This window comes from Arthrobacter sp. TS-15 (assembly GCF_006964045.1).
Classification (GTDB): domain Bacteria; phylum Actinomycetota; class Actinomycetes; order Actinomycetales; family Micrococcaceae; genus Arthrobacter.
In genome coordinates, this window is the sequence record NZ_SDXQ01000031.1 from 99,590 (window position 1) to 114,879 (window position 15,290).

Genomic DNA, 15,290 nt, shown 5'->3' on the forward strand with positions numbered 1-15,290 from the left:
TAATTGACACCCTGCCGCCGCACCACGCCAGCCTGAAAACTGGTGCTTGGAGGTGGTGGTCATGAGAGCAAAAGACCTGCTTGGCCGTAACGGTGAAGCATTGGCGGCAGATTTTCTGGAGAACCAGGGAATGCGGATCGTCGATCGCAATTGGCGGTGCCCGGACGGTGAGATCGACATCGTGGCGATCGAGGGCGACATCTTGGTTGTTGCCGAAGTAAAGACCCGGAAGAGCCTGGACTACGGTCATCCTTTTGAGGCGGTGGGTGCCGCCAAGCTCGCGCGTCTTCATCGTCTCTCGTTGTCGTGGTGCCGCGAGCATGATCTTGCTGCTCTGCGCACGCGGATTGATGTTGTTTCCGTCATTGACAGCGGCGTCGGTGAACCGCAACTTGAGCACTTGCGCGGTGTCGGCTGATGGGGGTCGGACGCAGCTACTGCGTTGCCTTGGTGGGGCTCAACGGTTACATCGTGGAGGTAGAAGCTGACATTGGCCAAACGCTCCCGAACTTCGTCATCCTGGGGTTACCAGATGCCGCTTTGAATGAGGCTAAGGAGCGCATTCGTTCGGCCGCCCAAAACTCGGGAATTCCCCTCAGCCGGCGTAAGATCACGGCCAACCTCATTCCCGCATCTCTTCCCAAGCGAGGCTCTGGATTTGATCTAGCCATCACCATGGCGGTGCTCCGTGCTGCCGACGATATCCGCGAAATTGGCGGAACCGTGTTTATTGCAGAGCTGGGGCTTGATGGACGATTGAGGCCGGTACGTGGCATCCTCCCTGCCGTCATGGCGGCTGTTCAGGCGGGTTACCCGGACGTTGTGGTGGCTGACGCCAACGCTAAGGAAGCGTCGCTTGTCCCCGGAGCGAAGGTTCGCGGCTACAAGACCCTTGCCCGGCTTGCCTACGACTTCGGCGCGGATCCCAAAGACCTCGCCCTCGACTACAGCCCTGTTGACGCCGATGTGCCTGCGGATGACGCGGGCCACGTCCCGTTGATGCCGGATCTCTGTGACGTGTCGGGCCAAGGCGAGGCAAGGCGCGCCTTGGAGGTAGCCGCTGCCGGCGGCCACCACATGTTACTGACAGGACCCCCGGGGGTACGTCCTTAACCATGTATGCGTGAAGGCATTCGAGCGGCGGGGCTTACCGTCAAACATGTGCGCGGAAGCAGCGCCTGCCCGAACCCGCCAAGCTGCTGCCCGGGCTCGCCGTTGGTGCGGACTCTGACGATCTTCAGGCCATGCCTAAGCATCGCGGCCGAGATGGGTTCACGACTCCGGGCCCAGCCGGGTCACGAGGTCGAAGCTATACGTTTCCGTCTACGACGTCGCGCTTGCCGTCGGCCCCTACCGGTACAGCGACACTGGCGTCCGCCCGAAGGCCGGAACGCGCTGGAGGAGTACGCGCAGGCGTTGGCTGTCTGGGTGACGGTCCTGCCCTCGGCGAGTAACGCTAGACCGCAAGATCGCAGTGATGGTTCTCTTCCGGCTCCATGATCTGGTGCAGCGGGTTGCCGTGGCAGGTCGGCCGGCAGCCTTGCTGCGGTGCCAGGCCCGCTGCGTCGAAGAGTTCATGCAGCCGAATGCGAAGACTCTTCGGAGCCTGGGCCGGCCGCGCTGGAAGGCCGGGACGAGTTGGTGCGCCGGTAGTGCCGGTTCCTGGGCAGCAGGACTGCAGCAGCCAGGAGTGAGGCTATGAGGGACGCCGCCAGGATCCCTGTCGTCGCCTGGTCACCATAGTTGCTGCCGTGGCCGAAGCTGAGCTCCGCGACCAGCAGGGAAACGGTGAAGCCGATCCCGCCGAGGAGCGAAACCCCGAAAATATCGATCCACTTGATGGAGCGGTCCAGTCTTGCCCTGGTGGCCTTGGTAATCAGCCAGACCGTTCCGAGAATTCCGACTGGTTTGCCCATGACCAAGGCGATGATGATCCCGACGGTCACCGGGTTCGAGAACAGGGATCCGATCCCATCCCGGCCGCCGACCTGTACACCGGCGGAAAAGAAGGCAAACACCGGCACAGCGATACCAGCCGAAACGGGGCGCAGCCGGTGCTCCAGGATCTCGGCCAACCCCCCACCCGGCTGCGGTCCGCCCTTGGAGTGAGCGAGCGGAACAGCGAAGCCCAGCATGACTCCTGCAACAGTCGCATGGATCCCTGAATTGCGGACCAGTACCCAGACGGCAGCGCCCAGGGGAAGCAGGATCAGCCAGGCCGCTGTCCGTGTAGCGAAGAACCGCCGGTACCGGTGTGCAAGAAGGGTGTAGGAACCTAAGGCGAGCAGCACCAGCAGCAGCAGCTCCGGACGAATGTCCTGCGAATAGAAGAACGCGATGATGCCAATGGCGATCAGGTCATCAACCACGGCGAGTGTCAGGAGGAAAATCCGCAATGCGCCCGGCAGGTGCGAACCGATCAGGGCCAGAACAGCGACGGCGAAGGCGATGTCCGTCGCCGTCGGGATCGCCCATCCCCTCAGCGTTTCTGGACTGGCCAGGTTGACCACGGAATAGATGATGGCGGGAACAGCGACCCCACCGGCGGCGGCGGCAACGGGCACGACCGACTTGCTGGGCTCGCGCAGATCCCCGATCAGGAACTCCCGCTTAAGTTCAAGGCCGACGAGGAAGAAGAAGATGGCCAGCAGACCGTCCGACGCCCACTCGCCCAGGCTGAGTTCCAGATGCCACGGCCCGTATCCGATCCGGATATCCCTCAGCTGGAAGTAACCGGCGGAGAGCGGGGAGTTTGCCCAAATCAGCGCGATGATCGCAGCTGCCACGAGCAGCGCGCCGCCGACAGTCTCTTTGCGCAGGACGGAACCGATGCGCAGCAACTCGGAAGAACTTTCCCCTCCGAGCAGGAAGAAGCGGGGGCGGGAGTCCGGTGAGTTCTGGTCCATTCGGTGCGTCCTCGAGTAGTCCCGACAAGACAATGTCCCTCGCCGACGTAGTGGTCAGCGCAGCCGGGCGAATGTCACGTTAGCTCCTCCATGAGCCGGGCGAGAATGTCATTCATGGCGAGCAACCCGACGAGCTGATTGCCTTCCACAACGACGAGCCGGCTGAGGTGATAGCGGCTCATCAGGGCCGCTGCCTGGCGGACGGACAGGTCCTCGTTGACAGTGATCGCGGGGATCGTGGCGGCGTCATAGACGTTCAGGAGGTCCACATCCCCCTCCTGCGCTACGACGGTGTCCAGGAGTTCTCTGTAGCTGAGCAGGCCGTAGGCGTCGTGGGCGTGCTGCCGCTCCACTACCAGGCTCTTCACCTGGCGCTCCTTCATCATCGACAGCGCCTCCCGCAGCGTGCTGTAAGGGGAGATCGTGACGACCTCGGCGACCATGACATCTTTGACAGTGAGCATCTCTTTCCTCCTCGTAACGTTTCCGGGCCTGCTTCAGGAGCCCTCGCGGCGCAGATGCTCCTCGAACCTGACCACCTGCCGCATATCGATCCCGGTCAGGTGCTCAATCGGAATCGCGAAGGCCAGGCCCCGGGATTCCGTTCCTTGAACCAATATCGAGTGCAGTTCCTTCAGGATGGGGGCAGTCAGGTGAGCGCCGACGACCATCAGCAACACGGACTGCGTCCCTTCGAAAGTGAGCCCGAAAAACGTCTTCCGGGCCTCACCCCCGATGCCCTTGCCCGGCAAAATGGTCACCCCCGTGGCACCGGCCCGCTGCGCATGTTCAATCACCCTGTCTTCAAGCTCGTCAGGGGCGATCACGATGACTGCTGTGAATTTCATGCCGGTTCCCTCCTCAGACGGGGAAATCTCTCCATCACCATGGCATACACCATGACGGAAATGACGGGGAAGATCGAGGCATACGCGATCAGCCCAAAACCGTCGATCAGGGCGTCGCGTCCTTCGACCGCTGTTGCCAGGCCGATGCCAAGGGCTGTTACCAGCGGCACGGTGACCTCCGACGTCGTCACCCCGCCCAGGTCGAAGGCCAGCGCGATGATGTACTTCGGGGCGAAGAACACCAGCACGATAGCGACGGCGTAGGCAGTCATGATGAAGTAGTGGAACGGCCCTCCCACCAGAATGCGGTAGACGCCGAATCCGATCCCGAGGGCGACGCCAACGGCCACAATGACCCTGACGGTGAACGCGCTGATCTTCCCCGGGGATGCTTCCTGGGCCTGTTCTCCGATGGCGACCAGGGCTGGCTCGGCCATGGTGACCGCGAAGCCGATGAGGAATGCGAAGAGCAGGATCAGGGCCGGGATTCCCTTCTGAATCAGCTGTTCCGCCATCAGGGTCCCGAGCGGGAACAGCCCTAGCTTGAGCCCCACGACAAAGGCATACAGTCCCACCAGGACCATGATGAAGCCGATGACGACCCGCAGGGGGTGGGGCAGCTTGCGTCGGAGCGCAACCCATTGGAAGAAGAGGACAACGCCCACGATTGGCAGCACTTCCCGGATCATTCCGGCGAGGCCAAGGATCACGCCGACCACCCAATCCGTTGGGGCCTCCCCGGTGTCGGTGACCGGCGGAGCCGGCCCGGCATCGCCGAAGGTGTAGACCCAGATGCCGTAGAGCTGGACCCCGATCATGGGCACCATCACGCACAGCGCGACCAGGCCAAAGCCGTCGGCCAGCAGGCTGCGTCCCCTGATGGAATTCGCCAATCCAAGGCCGATCGCCGCGATCAGCGGGACACTGACGATGTTGGTGGTGACCCCGCCCGAATCGTAGGCAAGACCAATGATCTCGGGCGGGGCGATATACGTCAGTCCCAGCGCCATCGCGTAGCCGGCGATCAGCAGTTTGTACACGGCCCAGCCCCGCAGGACACGCAGTACGCCCAAGATCAAGACCAGACCCACCGACACAGCGATGACAAAGCGCAGCACCAGCGCATTGATCCGACCATCGCTGACCAGCTGGGCCTGCTCCGCGACAGCGATCACCGCCGGCTCCGCGACGGAGGCAGCGAAGCCAATGGCAAACCCAAAGGGCAGCAACAACCCGAGCGCCCCGCTCCGGACAAACTGATTAGCCAGGTTCTTACCGACCGGAAAGATACTCAGATCCAGGCCATGCAGGAACAGGGCAATGCCCACAGCCACGATCAGGAGCCCCGTCACCAGCTCCAGTGGGTCATCGGGCATGGAGCGGAACACCAGCAGTTGGAACAGAACAACCACGATAACGATGGGCAGAAGGTTCCTGAGCGCCTTAAGGAATTCGCGGGCAAATCGGCTGAGGTGCGCCATCGGGTCCTCTCCCGGAATGATCCTGCGAGTACCTGGCTGAGTACCTGGCTTTTCAGTTCGCCGATCCAGCCCAGTCGCGTCTGCCAACCGAGGCTCCGGTGTGAATCGGCGACACGGGCGGGTCCACGATCGTCATCGCTCCATCCCTGCGAGCCGGGCGACCCGGCGTTCGAGTTCGGCTATGCGATCGGTGATCGGCTGGCTGTGCAGGAGCTCGGCGACCTGATCGGCCTCGTCCTCCTCGAGCACGATCCTTGCCACGGCCCGATCGGGCTCGGCCGAGTCGTAAACGAAGATTTCGCGTCTGCCGGGATGCGCGACGAGGATGCGGAATTGCTGGCCGTCGCGGGTCTGGCAGTCGTGCAGCACGCCGGAGCCGGGAACGGTGGAGTGGGTGGTCTCCATTGGGCCCTCCGTTCCGTCGGTTCTAGGGGTAGATCCAGTCTCCCCGTGCGGTCAGGGAGGTGCCATTGGGCCTGACACCCATTTCTGGTGCGCCGCGCGCACGGGTTTCCGCCGCCCGTGGGTGCGAGCCCTCATGGACAAAGGTCGCGGGCCGCGCAAGGCTAGTACGCATGCGGACCGCGCTCGAAACCAGGGCCGCCGGAAAGGCACGCGGCGTGCCTCCGAAAGGACCGGCACAGTTGCTGTTCTGGCGACTGTTCTTCATCAACGGATTGCTCTTCGCGGCCGGCACACTCGTGTTGGCGCTCTCGCCCGCGACGGTGTCGTCGCCCGTCCTGCTCACCGAGGTGCCGGTCCTGCTCATCGGACTGGCACTCATCCTCGCTGCCAATGCCGCCCTGGTGCGTGCAAGCCTGGCGCCGTTGGACGCCTTGACAACCGTGATGCGCCGAGTGGGCCTGCTACGGCGCGGTGGCGATCGGGCGCCCGAAGCCGGTAACGGCGACCTCGGGCACCTGATCCATACCTTCAATGAGATGCTCGACCGGCTCGAGGCGGAGACCAGCGCGAGCAGCGCCCTCGCGCTGGCCGCGCAGGAGGGGGAACGTCAGCGGATCTCGCGGGAACTGCACGACCAGATCGGCCAGAGCCTGACCGTTGCTCTCCTCAGTCTCAAGCGAGTTGTCGACCGGTCTCCCGACGATCTTCGCGAAGAGAGCCTCGTCGCGCAGGAGGCGGTCCGGGCGAGCCTGGAGGAAGTCCGCCAGGTGGCGCAGCGTCTGCGCCCGGGCGTGCTCGCGGACCTCGGCCTGCGGAGCGCCCTGACTTCGCTGGGTACAGAGTTCTCCCGCTCGAGCGGGATCCCGGTGACCTGGGAGCTCGATGACGAACTCCCCGAGCTCAGCGGGGAGGTCGAGCTGGTGCTCTACCGCATTGCGCAGGAGGCGCTCACCAACGTCGCCCGGCATGCACACGCGACACGAGTCGATTTCGCGCTCACCTCGTCCACGACGGGGCTAACCCTGCGGATTCGAGACAACGGGCAGGGCGGTGACCTCCGCGAGGGCGCGGGCATCCGCGGGATGCGCGAACGGGCCCTGCTCATCGGTGCCGAGCTGACAGTCGCCGCACGGGCGAGCGGGGGGACCGACGTTCGCCTCGTCGTTCCCGGAGTCGAGGCGGGGAGCTGATCCGATGGGCGTACCTACACGTATCTTGCTCGCCGACGACCACGCCCTGGTCCGCCGTGGCCTTCGCATGATCCTCGACGCGGAACCCGACCTCACCGTTGTGGCCGAGGCCGCCGACGGCACAGAGGCCGTCGCCGCCGCGACCACCGGCGGGGTGGACCTCGCTATTCTCGACATCGCCATGCCCCTGATGACCGGCATCCAGGCGGCTCGACAAATATCGCGGAACGCGCCCGACGTGCGGATCCTCATCCTTTCGATGTACGACAACGAGCAGTACTTCTTCGAGGCGCTGCGCGCCGGGGCTTCGGGGTATGTGCTCAAGTCGGTCGCCGACCGCGACCTCATCGAGGCGTGCCGTGCAGCGATGCGCGGGGAGTCGTTTCTCTACCCCGGCGCGGTCACCGCGCTCATCCGCGACTATCTGGAGCGCGACCGCCGTGGCGACCGGATGCCGGACAGTATCCTCACGCCCCGGGAGGAGCAGATTACGAAGCTCATCGCAGAGGGGAACTCCGCCAAGGAGATCGCGGACATCCTCAGGATCAGCGTGAAGACCGTCGATCGCCACCGGGCCAACGTCCTGCAGAAGCTCGGGTTGCGCGACCGGCTGGACCTCACAAGGTTTGCCATCCGCACCGGGCTCATCGAGCCATAAGCGGTCCGACCTGAGGAGCGGACGGCTCATGACTGCACCACCACAACCTGTCGTTGAAACTCTCGGCCTTGTCCAAGATTTCGGCAGGACACGTGCACCGTGCAGCCCTTACCCGAGAGTCGCCGGCGGTGAATTCCACGATTTTCTGGGCCCCCACAGTGCAGGCAAATCCACCACGCTGAGGATTCTCCTGGGCCTCATCGGCCCCGCCGCCGGTACAGCCCGGTTGTTCGGCCTGGTCTCCTGGACCGATCCTGTCGGAACGCGCCGGGACGTTGCAGTCCTCCGGCTCACGGTTGTACGTAGGAGGGCGGGAAGCGGTCATGGCCCTGTCAGATGAAGAGCCTGCTTCTCGCGGGGTGTGGGCGTTCACCATCGATACCTCACCTGACAGGAGACTTACCGATGAAGGTATTGATCACTCCTGCAAAGGAACATCTACAGTTCCTTGCGGCGGAACAGCATTACGGCCAGACAGACCAATGCCAGAGAGAGCACGAGCGACGTCGTAATCGCCCAGAATGACGTCGGAACCTCAGCGCCGGAGGCAATCGACGTTGCCTGGCCGGTTATGCCTGCCGGGGAGTAGCTGTTGAGCGGGTTCCAGTTGGCACCGATGGACAACAGCACGTACGCTCCGAGTCCGGCCCCGGCGGCTCCCGCCGAGGATGGTACCAGGATGGACAAGAGGGCCATGAGGGCAACAAAGAGCACGCCCAGCACTAGCCAGAGAAGCGATGACCTCCACAGGGTGTTTCCCGGTGCTTCTCCGAAGACAGAGGCGGGGGTACTTAAGAGATACAAGCCGAAAAGGGGCTCTTCATCTCAGGTCTCGGGATCGGGATGCTGACCGCGACGGCGACCGCTCACCTTCACGATCTGCACGTGCGGCACCGTCCTGGAGCGTCGAAGCAGCGTTTCGAAATCGTGTCCACGCTCGCAGTGGGGCGCGTCGGCGCCGTGGCCGCCCGCACAGCACTGGCCGCCGGACTCGACGTCCACGTCGCCGGTTCCGGACCAGCGGAAGACATCGCGCTACTCGCCGAGGTGGTTATCCCGGGCGCCCGCGCCATGACGGCTGAGGACGCGGTCGAGGATGCGGAGATCGTTCTCATCGCCGTACTGCTGCACAAGTTCAACGACCCTGTCTGGCCTCGATGACGTCGTCGATTTCGAGGGCATTTGAGATGCGCGTTAGGTCGGCAACGCGTGAAAGGTCAAGTGCGAGCAGAGCCTCGATCCGTCGGCGGGCTTCGACGACGATGTCTTCTTGGATATGAAGCTGTTCGGCCGTCTTACTCGCACTGAGATTATTGTGAATGAGGGCTGACAAAGTTGGTACGAGCGACGGATCTTGGGCCGCGTCGTTGGCACGTAACGGGCCAAGCACGTCGCTCACATAGTGGTCCAGGGCGGATACGTCCGGGAGCTGAAGCAGAAGCCCAGTCAAACCTAGATCGCGCAACACCAGGGTCGCGGGGGGACCCTCACGAAGGGCCGCCAGCTCAATGGCTCCGCGGGCCGTTGCAAATGCTGCCGGATAGTCAGCGATGCTTGTGACCGGTCCCGTGATGACAGCGTGCGCTCGATCGGTGTTTTGGGCGCTTTCTGATGGAATCCGGCTGACTTCGTCGCCCATGCCTCGCACTTCGTCGATTGGCGTCGCCGGCCCCAGCGGCCAGAGAGCAACAACGTACCCCTCGTGAGATCCGAGCAGCGGCTTTGGTGAGACTTGTTGGGCCATCCGCGCGAACGTGGCGGCAAGCCAGTAGGGTAGGGCGCCCTCGTTGTAGCGTTCAAATCGGACTGCGATGACTGCGTGGGGAAGTGACAGATCGTGGCCGAGGCGTGCGGCTTGGGTCAAGAGCGCTGTAGACCCGTGCCCTTTACCTGACAGGAGTTCGGCGAGAATCTCGCCAGTTTCCCGCCACTCTGCCTCGGTCGCTGTCCGGGTTCGAAGGAGTTCCAAGGCCAGGGGCGCCGCGGCCCGTTCCATCGCCTGGCGATCCAGCGGTCGGAGCTCGGCGACCCTACCGCTCGTCCAGATCCACGCGACGGCCTTCTCCTTGATCAGCACCGGAACCTGAACAACAGTCCGCGTCCCTCTTGGATCCGGAAGATGCACATCGGTCAGCAATCCGGCATTATCTGCCGGCTTGGCATCAAGGAGTGGGAGTCCGGCCGCGTTCGCGAGGAGGGTAGCCGGGAGCGCAACGCCATGACGTTCGGTGTTGCAGAGGATGGTCCCGTTGGTATCGCACACGGCGACGGGACGATCCAGGATCTCTGCCAGGGCTCCGCCAAGGGCCCTAACTCCGCCCCCTTCGAGCGTCAGGGCCATCAACCGCTCGTGGATCGATTCGGCTTGCCTTTGCTGTTCGTACTGCTCCTCGAGCGACTCATTCAGCTCCTTGAGGGCCGTGATCCTGTCCGCCTGTTCCGAGCGCAGCCGACTGGTGGAGATGGCTACGGCCGCCTGGTCTGCCAACATCAGGAGACGCGATTCTTCTTCCTTAGTGAAGTGATGGGGTGATCGGGTGTAGCAGTTGAGGGTCCCGAGTGTTTCATCGGCGGAATTCAAAGGCACTGAGATCATGGAGCTGTAACCTTGGTCTCTTGCCGCAGCTCTCCAAGCGAGCATCGCCGGATTACTTCCGAAGTCTTCGATCTGCACTGGAACGCCCATCGCGAACGCTTGGCCGGACGGCGTGGGTGTGTGAACGCCATGAAGTCGGAGCGGGTGCGCTGAGTTTATTTCTCGGATGTAATCGGCTGAGAGGCCGTAGGAGCCTTCGATCAGCAGGACTTCCGACGCCTTGTCCGGGATAGTGATCGCGCAGAAGTCGTAGGACATCAATTTGCAGGCGGTCTTGGCGATCAGGTCCAACAGCTCGTTCAGCGAAACGCCGTGGTTGACCGCCGCACCTACATCGGCCAGCGCCTTCAGCCATCCTTGAAGATGCTGGGCCATACGATCAGGCCCCATTTTCACACTTAGAGTTTTTCACGAATTCCCTGGACCAGCGAGGGCGAGGTTCAGCAGCGGAAGTCGGTGGGCTTTGGCACAGGCGCTGATGCCACCGTTTCACATTGGAACACTGTGGGCTGAATCACGCCTCTACTGTGGAGGCGGATGCCGTGTCGGCCATCACATTGGTGGCGTCCGCGGCAACGCATGCTTGGCACCTTGCCCTGCTGACCTCCCAGTCTGTTTTAAAGGAGAACCCCAAGAAGGAGAACCCCAAGACTAGAAGCACCTCGTCGCCTCCTGCGATGACCCCTCGTCGAGCGGCGACGGCTGCACTCCTCGGCAGCGCACTCGAGTACTACGACTTTTTCGTCTACGGTGCCGTAGCGGCGCTCGTTTTCAAGGTGCTGTTCTTTCCGTCCAGCGACCCCGCCGTTGCCTTGGTCGGATCGTTCGCCACCTTCGCGGTGGGCTACGTGGCCCGGCCCGTCGGCGCGATGGTGATGGGTCACTTCGGCGACCGCCTTGGCCGCAAGCGGGTCATGCTTGCCACGGTGGTCATGATGGGGGTTGCCTCCTTCGCCATCGGGTCTACCGACGTTTGACCAGATGGGCCTGTTGGCTCCGGCGCTGCTGGTGGTGCTGCGCGTGGTCCAGGGCTTCTCCGCGGGCGCCGAATCCGCGGGATCCTCGACCCTGACCGTAGAGCATTCCCCGTGGGCAAGCGCGGGTTCTTCACCAGCTTCGTTATGGTCGGCTACGCCGTCGGCTGCTCGCTGGCGATTATCGTCTTCCTCCCTGTGGCGCTCCTGCCCGGCCGAGCGCCAGCACCTCTACGGCTGGGGCTGGCGGGTTCCCTTCTGGCTTAGCGCCGTCGTCGTGGTCATCACCTACTACGTTCGCAGCCACCTGGACGAGACCCCGGTGTTTGCCGAAGCGAAGGAAGAAAGCGCCGTTCGGAGGCTGCCGCTGAGCGATGTGTTCGAGCACCCCTGGCGCTCCGTCATCTGTGTGGCCGGATCCTCGCTGATGGCAGCCATGCAGACGCTGTTCGCCGTGTTCAGGCCTGTCCTAGGCCACCTCGGTTGGCGTTGACCGCAGCGCGATGCTCGGCGTCATCTCCGGGGCCATTGCGCTCTCGATCGTTGGCATCCCCGCGGACAGTTACCTCTCTGACGTCATCGGCCGCAAGCCGACCATGCTGATTTCCTCCGCCGGCTGAACGCTCACGCTATTCGGGTACCTCTGGGCGATTTCGACGACGGACATCCTGATGATCGCGCTGTTCGCCTTCGTCAAGATGACACTCTTCTTCAGCTGCTACAACGGCGTGTGGACGTCCTTCTTCGCCGAGCAGTTCCCGGCACCCGTCCGGTTCACGGGCATGGCCGTCAGCAACCAGCTGGGCGACCTCCTGGCCGGATTCGCTCCGATGGTCGCGGCAATGCTCCTTCTCCCCGGCCCGTCAGGCTGGCTGCCGGTGGCCATCTTCGGTGCGGTGGCCGCCGCGATCGATGCTGTTGCGGTGCTGGTCGGTGCTGGGAATGCCCGAGACGGCGAAGACTCCCACGGAACTGCTTGGCGGTCCGCGGGTTGATGCCCTGGCCTGCCCCCGGCTGAACCTGCCGAGTCCAAGCGATCTGACGCCGTCATGAGTTAGTCCGCAGGACTCCACAATGAACAAGACCCNNGGGTCTTGTTCATTGTGGAGGAGGTGGACCGGTTCACGGGTTACGCCCCGGGAGCGATCATGCGTTCGTCGTCAGAAATTTTCAGGGCACGCATCTTGCGGTACATCGTGGTGCGGCCAATGCCAAGGATTTCCGCGGCGCGGGACTTGTTTCCGTCCGCTTCGGCCAGGGCGGCAACGATGGTATCGCGCTCGGACTGCTCATAACGGCTCAGCGAGGACAAAGAAGGCTGACGCATGGTCGCTGGCAGGTCCTTGGTCTGGATCAGGCCGCCGGCGGCCGACCGATGCAGGCCGGCGAGAAGCCGGGTCAGCTCGGCCGCGTTGCCGGGCCAGCGCCAGGCCAGCAGGCATTGGAGGGCGGCGGGGGAGAAGCGTGGAGCCGGTGCCCCCGGGAAGAGCTCGGCCGAGACTTCCCTCACGACGTCGGGGAGCTCGCCGCGCAGTTCCGCGAGGGAGGGAACGCGCACCGGCGCCGGCAGGCCTTCGGCTTCGTAGCCGGGGGTGGCTGGACCGCTGGTGCGTTCAGTTAGGATGACGCGCGCGCCCGGGTGGACACCGGGACGGGCAACCTGCGCGAATGCCGCCAGTCGGCCGGGCAGCTCACCGGCGGGGCTGCCTCCTCCGACGACCACGATCCCGCAGCCTTCGCTTAACGCGGACTCCATGCCTGCCCAGGACGTTTCGTCGGAAACGAGGTCGCCGGCGCTGAAAGACCTGGGCTCCTGGCCGGTGTGCTTCCGCAGCCACTTCGATGCCTGGTGTCGCTTCCCGGCTCCGGGTCCGCCAACCACACGAATCAGCCCTCCGACGGCAGCAGCGGCGGTGAGCTGCTGTTGGACCACGCTGTAGGGGGTGGGCCGGGCCTGGCGGGAGGACAGCCCATCGAGCACGTCGCGGAGTGCGGGCGTGGGCGTCCGCGTCGCGGTATGGCCCTGGTTGTGGACCACCGCGACCCCGGCCTCGGTGATGGTACTTGCCGGCTCCATGAACTCCAGCGCGAAGATCGCATCCTGGCCGGCGCGGCCGAGGCGCCGAACCATGGCCTCGGTGCCCAGCACGGGGAGTTCCAGCTGCAGTTTGTCCTGGTCCCAGTGGTGCAGGCGCAGCATCTCCCACAGATAGGCATGGGATTCCGCGTCAAAGTGGGCCAGGGCGGGCAGGTCCGTCATAACTGTTTCGGAGTTCATGACCAGGACCGGGTGCTTGGAGGATCGGAACTGGCGGTAGGTCCGGGCCAGCTCGAGGTTCCGGGAATCGGCCATCAGCTCAAGCGCTTCGGCAATCTGGTAACCGGCCTGCCGGGCCATGGACACCATCAGGGGACTGGAGGCGTCAACGTGGGAGGCAACGGCGAGTGAGCCCACGATCCGGCCGGTGATGGGGTGTTTGATGGGAGCCCCGGCACAAGCCAGCCGGGACAGGGCCTCGTTGAAATGTTCGCTGCCGCGGACGAAAACCGCGCCGCGTCCCTCGATGGGTGTGCCCAGGCCGTTGGTGCCCAGGGCTTGTTCGGAGAAGACAAAACCTTCTGCCGCATTGGCACCGTCGAGGGTTCGCTCATCCTGGGCGTCCACAATGCGGCGGGATACGATCCGGCCGTCCTCGTCGGCGAGGAAAAGGGCCATCCGGGTGTCCGTGAGGTTGTTTTCCCACTGGTCCAGGATCCTGCCGGCGGCACGCAGGATGGCGCTGTCCGGATCGATCTCGCCGAGGATGTGGGGCCCGGCGGCGGGATTGACGTGGTGCGAGACCGAGCGCCGCCAGCTCTGCTCGATTTCCTCGGCCACCAGGGACGCGGGAACGGAGGCGCGGACGAGGCCCTCAGTGATCAGCCGTTCGCGGGCGCTGCGGACAGCGTCTTCGCGGTGTGATTTGTATATCACTTTCCCATTCTCAAGCAGTCAGGACGATGCGTCCAGCCACGCCGCCGGTGGTCAGGTCGTCCAGGGCGCGGGACACTTCGGCCGCGGACAGTGTGCGTTCCACGACGGGGATGGTGGGCAGTTCGCCGGTCTGTGCGATCCGGACCAGATCCTGGAGCTGCGAGAGCGTCCCAACGAAGCTGCCTTCAATCCGGATCATGCGCAGGGCCAGCATTGCGGTGGGGAGGGTGACTTCACCGCCGAAGAGTCCCACCTGGATCATGGTGCCTGCCTTGGCGAGGACATCGAATGCGGCGGTGGCGGTTACTCCGTTGTTGACGAAATCGACGACGGCGCTGGCGGGGCCGCCGATTGCCTGCTGGATGTCCCCAGCCCCGCTGTTTTTTCCTGAGAGGACGGTGCTGGTGGCGCCCATGTCGCGGGCCAGTGTGAGGTTGCGTTCGGCGACATCCACCGCGCAAATGTTGCGGTGGCCCCGGGCGCGGAGGATCGCGATGGCCGTTAGGCCAAGGCCTCCGGCGCCGAAGATGACCACCGGCTCGTCCGGTTCGAGGGGGAGTACCTTGTCCACGGCGCTGTGGGCTGTGAGACCTGAGCATGCCAGCGTGGCAGCCCAGCTCGGATCGATTCCATCGATGTCCACTAGGTACTTTTCATCGGGAACAAGGATGTAGTCGGCGTAGCCGCCGTGGCGGGCCACACCGAGGTTCCGCCCGGCGGCACAACGGTTGTCGTGCCCTTCGCGGCACTGCCGGCATTCGCCGCAGCCGATCCAGGGGTAGATCAGGCGCACATCGCCTTCCCGGACGGAGGTCACGTCCCCGCCGACTTTCTCGACGACGCCGACTACCTCGTGACCGAGGACCATCGGGTACTGAATGCCCCGGTCCTTCATGCTCAAGTGCCCGCGACTGCCGAGGTCGTAACCGCCTTCCCTCAGGTGCGTATCGGTGTGGCATACGCCGGCCCGCACGACTTTCAGGATGACCTGCCGGCCTTCAGGGCTTGGCGTGGGAAGCTCCAGGTCATGAATGGTGGGGTCATCGGGGAGGACAGCGAACGCATGCATGGAAGAGCACCTCATTGTGATTGGGGTATCAGGATATCCCTTCATCATGGCTAACTTTTTGGTAATCATCCAATACCAAGTCCGGTGATGATTGATGTGTCTGAGGCAATAATCGGAAGCTTGCGGGCAGTGTTTCACATTGGAACACATGTGGGGTGGAACACAGACCTACCTTTGAAGTAATCACCG

At 63.9% G+C, this 15,290-nt stretch carries 16 protein-coding genes and 1 pseudogene; 8 read left to right on the forward strand and 9 right to left on the reverse strand.

The annotated features are described in order from the left end of the window. Positions 1-52 precede the first annotated feature (52 nt). Positions 53-418: a YraN family protein gene (locus EU811_RS12800; RefSeq protein ID WP_142938912.1), complete on the forward strand. Its 366-nt coding sequence runs from the start codon at positions 53-55 to the stop codon at positions 416-418. Next, positions 418-1,101, forward strand: a pseudogene (locus EU811_RS12805) (magnesium chelatase domain-containing protein); the annotation flags it as partial. The gene EU811_RS12800 and the pseudogene EU811_RS12805, both read left to right, overlap by 1 nt. Before the next feature lie 473 nt (positions 1,102-1,574). Here the strand turns inward: EU811_RS12805 and nhaA are convergent. The 5 genes from nhaA to EU811_RS12830 all read right to left on the reverse strand — a co-directional run bounded on the left by nhaA (position 1,575) and on the right by EU811_RS12830 (position 5,640). Beyond that, positions 1,575-2,906: a Na+/H+ antiporter NhaA gene (gene nhaA / locus EU811_RS12810; RefSeq protein WP_142938773.1), complete on the reverse strand. Its 1,332-nt coding sequence runs from the start codon at positions 2,904-2,906 to the stop codon at positions 1,575-1,577. A gap of 74 nt (positions 2,907-2,980) precedes the next feature. Continuing rightward, positions 2,981-3,370 carry a CBS domain-containing protein gene (locus EU811_RS12815; protein WP_142938774.1) on the reverse strand — a complete coding sequence of 130 codons (390 nt, stop codon included), beginning with the start codon at positions 3,368-3,370 and terminating at the stop codon, positions 2,981-2,983. 33 nt (positions 3,371-3,403) lie between these two features. Then, complete coding sequence (locus EU811_RS12820; protein ID WP_142938775.1) at positions 3,404-3,754, reverse strand: P-II family nitrogen regulator; 351 nt, start codon at positions 3,752-3,754, stop codon at positions 3,404-3,406. Continuing rightward, positions 3,751-5,235 (reverse strand): DUF1538 domain-containing protein, encoded by a 1,485-nt coding sequence (locus EU811_RS12825; RefSeq protein ID WP_142938776.1) that lies wholly within the window; start codon positions 5,233-5,235, stop codon positions 3,751-3,753. The genes EU811_RS12820 and EU811_RS12825 overlap by 4 nt, the downstream gene beginning before the upstream one ends. A 132-nt stretch (positions 5,236-5,367) precedes the next feature. After that, positions 5,368-5,640 carry a hypothetical protein gene (locus EU811_RS12830; protein ID WP_142938777.1) on the reverse strand — a complete coding sequence of 91 codons (273 nt, stop codon included), beginning with the start codon at positions 5,638-5,640 and terminating at the stop codon, positions 5,368-5,370. Positions 5,641-5,810: 170 nt separating this feature from the next. On the opposite strand from EU811_RS12830, the gene EU811_RS12835 reads away from it, so the two are divergent. Then, positions 5,811-6,830, forward strand: a complete 1,020-nt coding sequence (locus EU811_RS12835; protein WP_142938778.1) for a HAMP domain-containing sensor histidine kinase — start codon at positions 5,811-5,813, stop codon at positions 6,828-6,830. A gap of 25 nt (positions 6,831-6,855) precedes the next feature. Further along, the gene (locus tag EU811_RS12840) at positions 6,856-7,488 is read left to right on the forward strand and encodes a response regulator (protein WP_238703402.1); all 633 of its coding nucleotides are present in this window, start codon (positions 6,856-6,858) and stop codon (positions 7,486-7,488) included. A 438-nt stretch (positions 7,489-7,926) separates the two neighbouring features. On the opposite strand, the gene EU811_RS12850 is transcribed toward EU811_RS12840, so the two are convergent. Beyond that, on the reverse strand, positions 7,927-8,202 hold the full coding sequence (locus EU811_RS12850) for a hypothetical protein (RefSeq protein ID WP_142938780.1): 276 nt from the start codon (positions 8,200-8,202) through the stop codon (positions 7,927-7,929). Between the two features lie 171 nt (positions 8,203-8,373). Here EU811_RS12850 and EU811_RS12855 point away from each other — a divergent pair, with 171 nt between their 5' ends. After that, positions 8,374-8,649: an NAD(P)-binding domain-containing protein gene (locus EU811_RS12855; RefSeq protein ID WP_160147639.1), complete on the forward strand. Its 276-nt coding sequence runs from the start codon at positions 8,374-8,376 to the stop codon at positions 8,647-8,649. Here the strand turns inward: EU811_RS12855 and EU811_RS12860 are convergent. Continuing rightward, on the reverse strand, positions 8,624-10,459 hold the full coding sequence (locus EU811_RS12860) for a helix-turn-helix domain-containing protein (RefSeq protein WP_160147640.1): 1,836 nt from the start codon (positions 10,457-10,459) through the stop codon (positions 8,624-8,626). The genes EU811_RS12855 and EU811_RS12860 overlap by 26 nt on opposite strands. A gap of 167 nt (positions 10,460-10,626) precedes the next feature. Here EU811_RS12860 and EU811_RS23915 point away from each other — a divergent pair, with 167 nt between their 5' ends. The 3 genes from EU811_RS23915 to EU811_RS23925 all read left to right on the forward strand — a co-directional run bounded on the left by EU811_RS23915 (position 10,627) and on the right by EU811_RS23925 (position 12,053). Further along, entirely contained in the window at positions 10,627-11,061 is a 435-nt protein-coding gene (locus tag EU811_RS23915) for an MFS transporter (protein ID WP_202979311.1), read from the forward strand. A gap of 4 nt (positions 11,062-11,065) precedes the next feature. Next, positions 11,066-11,551 (forward strand): hypothetical protein, encoded by a 486-nt coding sequence (locus tag EU811_RS23920; protein ID WP_202979312.1) that lies wholly within the window; start codon positions 11,066-11,068, stop codon positions 11,549-11,551. 178 nt (positions 11,552-11,729) lie between these two features. Then, on the forward strand, positions 11,730-12,053 hold the full coding sequence (locus tag EU811_RS23925) for a hypothetical protein (RefSeq protein ID WP_202979313.1): 324 nt from the start codon (positions 11,730-11,732) through the stop codon (positions 12,051-12,053). 134 nt (positions 12,054-12,187) lie between these two features. Here EU811_RS23925 and EU811_RS12870 read toward each other — a convergent pair whose 3' ends face one another. Beyond that, entirely contained in the window at positions 12,188-14,032 is a 1,845-nt protein-coding gene (locus EU811_RS12870) for a sigma-54-dependent Fis family transcriptional regulator (RefSeq protein WP_142938783.1), read from the reverse strand. A 10-nt stretch (positions 14,033-14,042) separates the two neighbouring features. Further along, positions 14,043-15,101 (reverse strand): alcohol dehydrogenase, encoded by a 1,059-nt coding sequence (locus tag EU811_RS12875; protein ID WP_142938784.1) that lies wholly within the window; start codon positions 15,099-15,101, stop codon positions 14,043-14,045. Positions 15,102-15,290 lie beyond the last annotated feature (189 nt).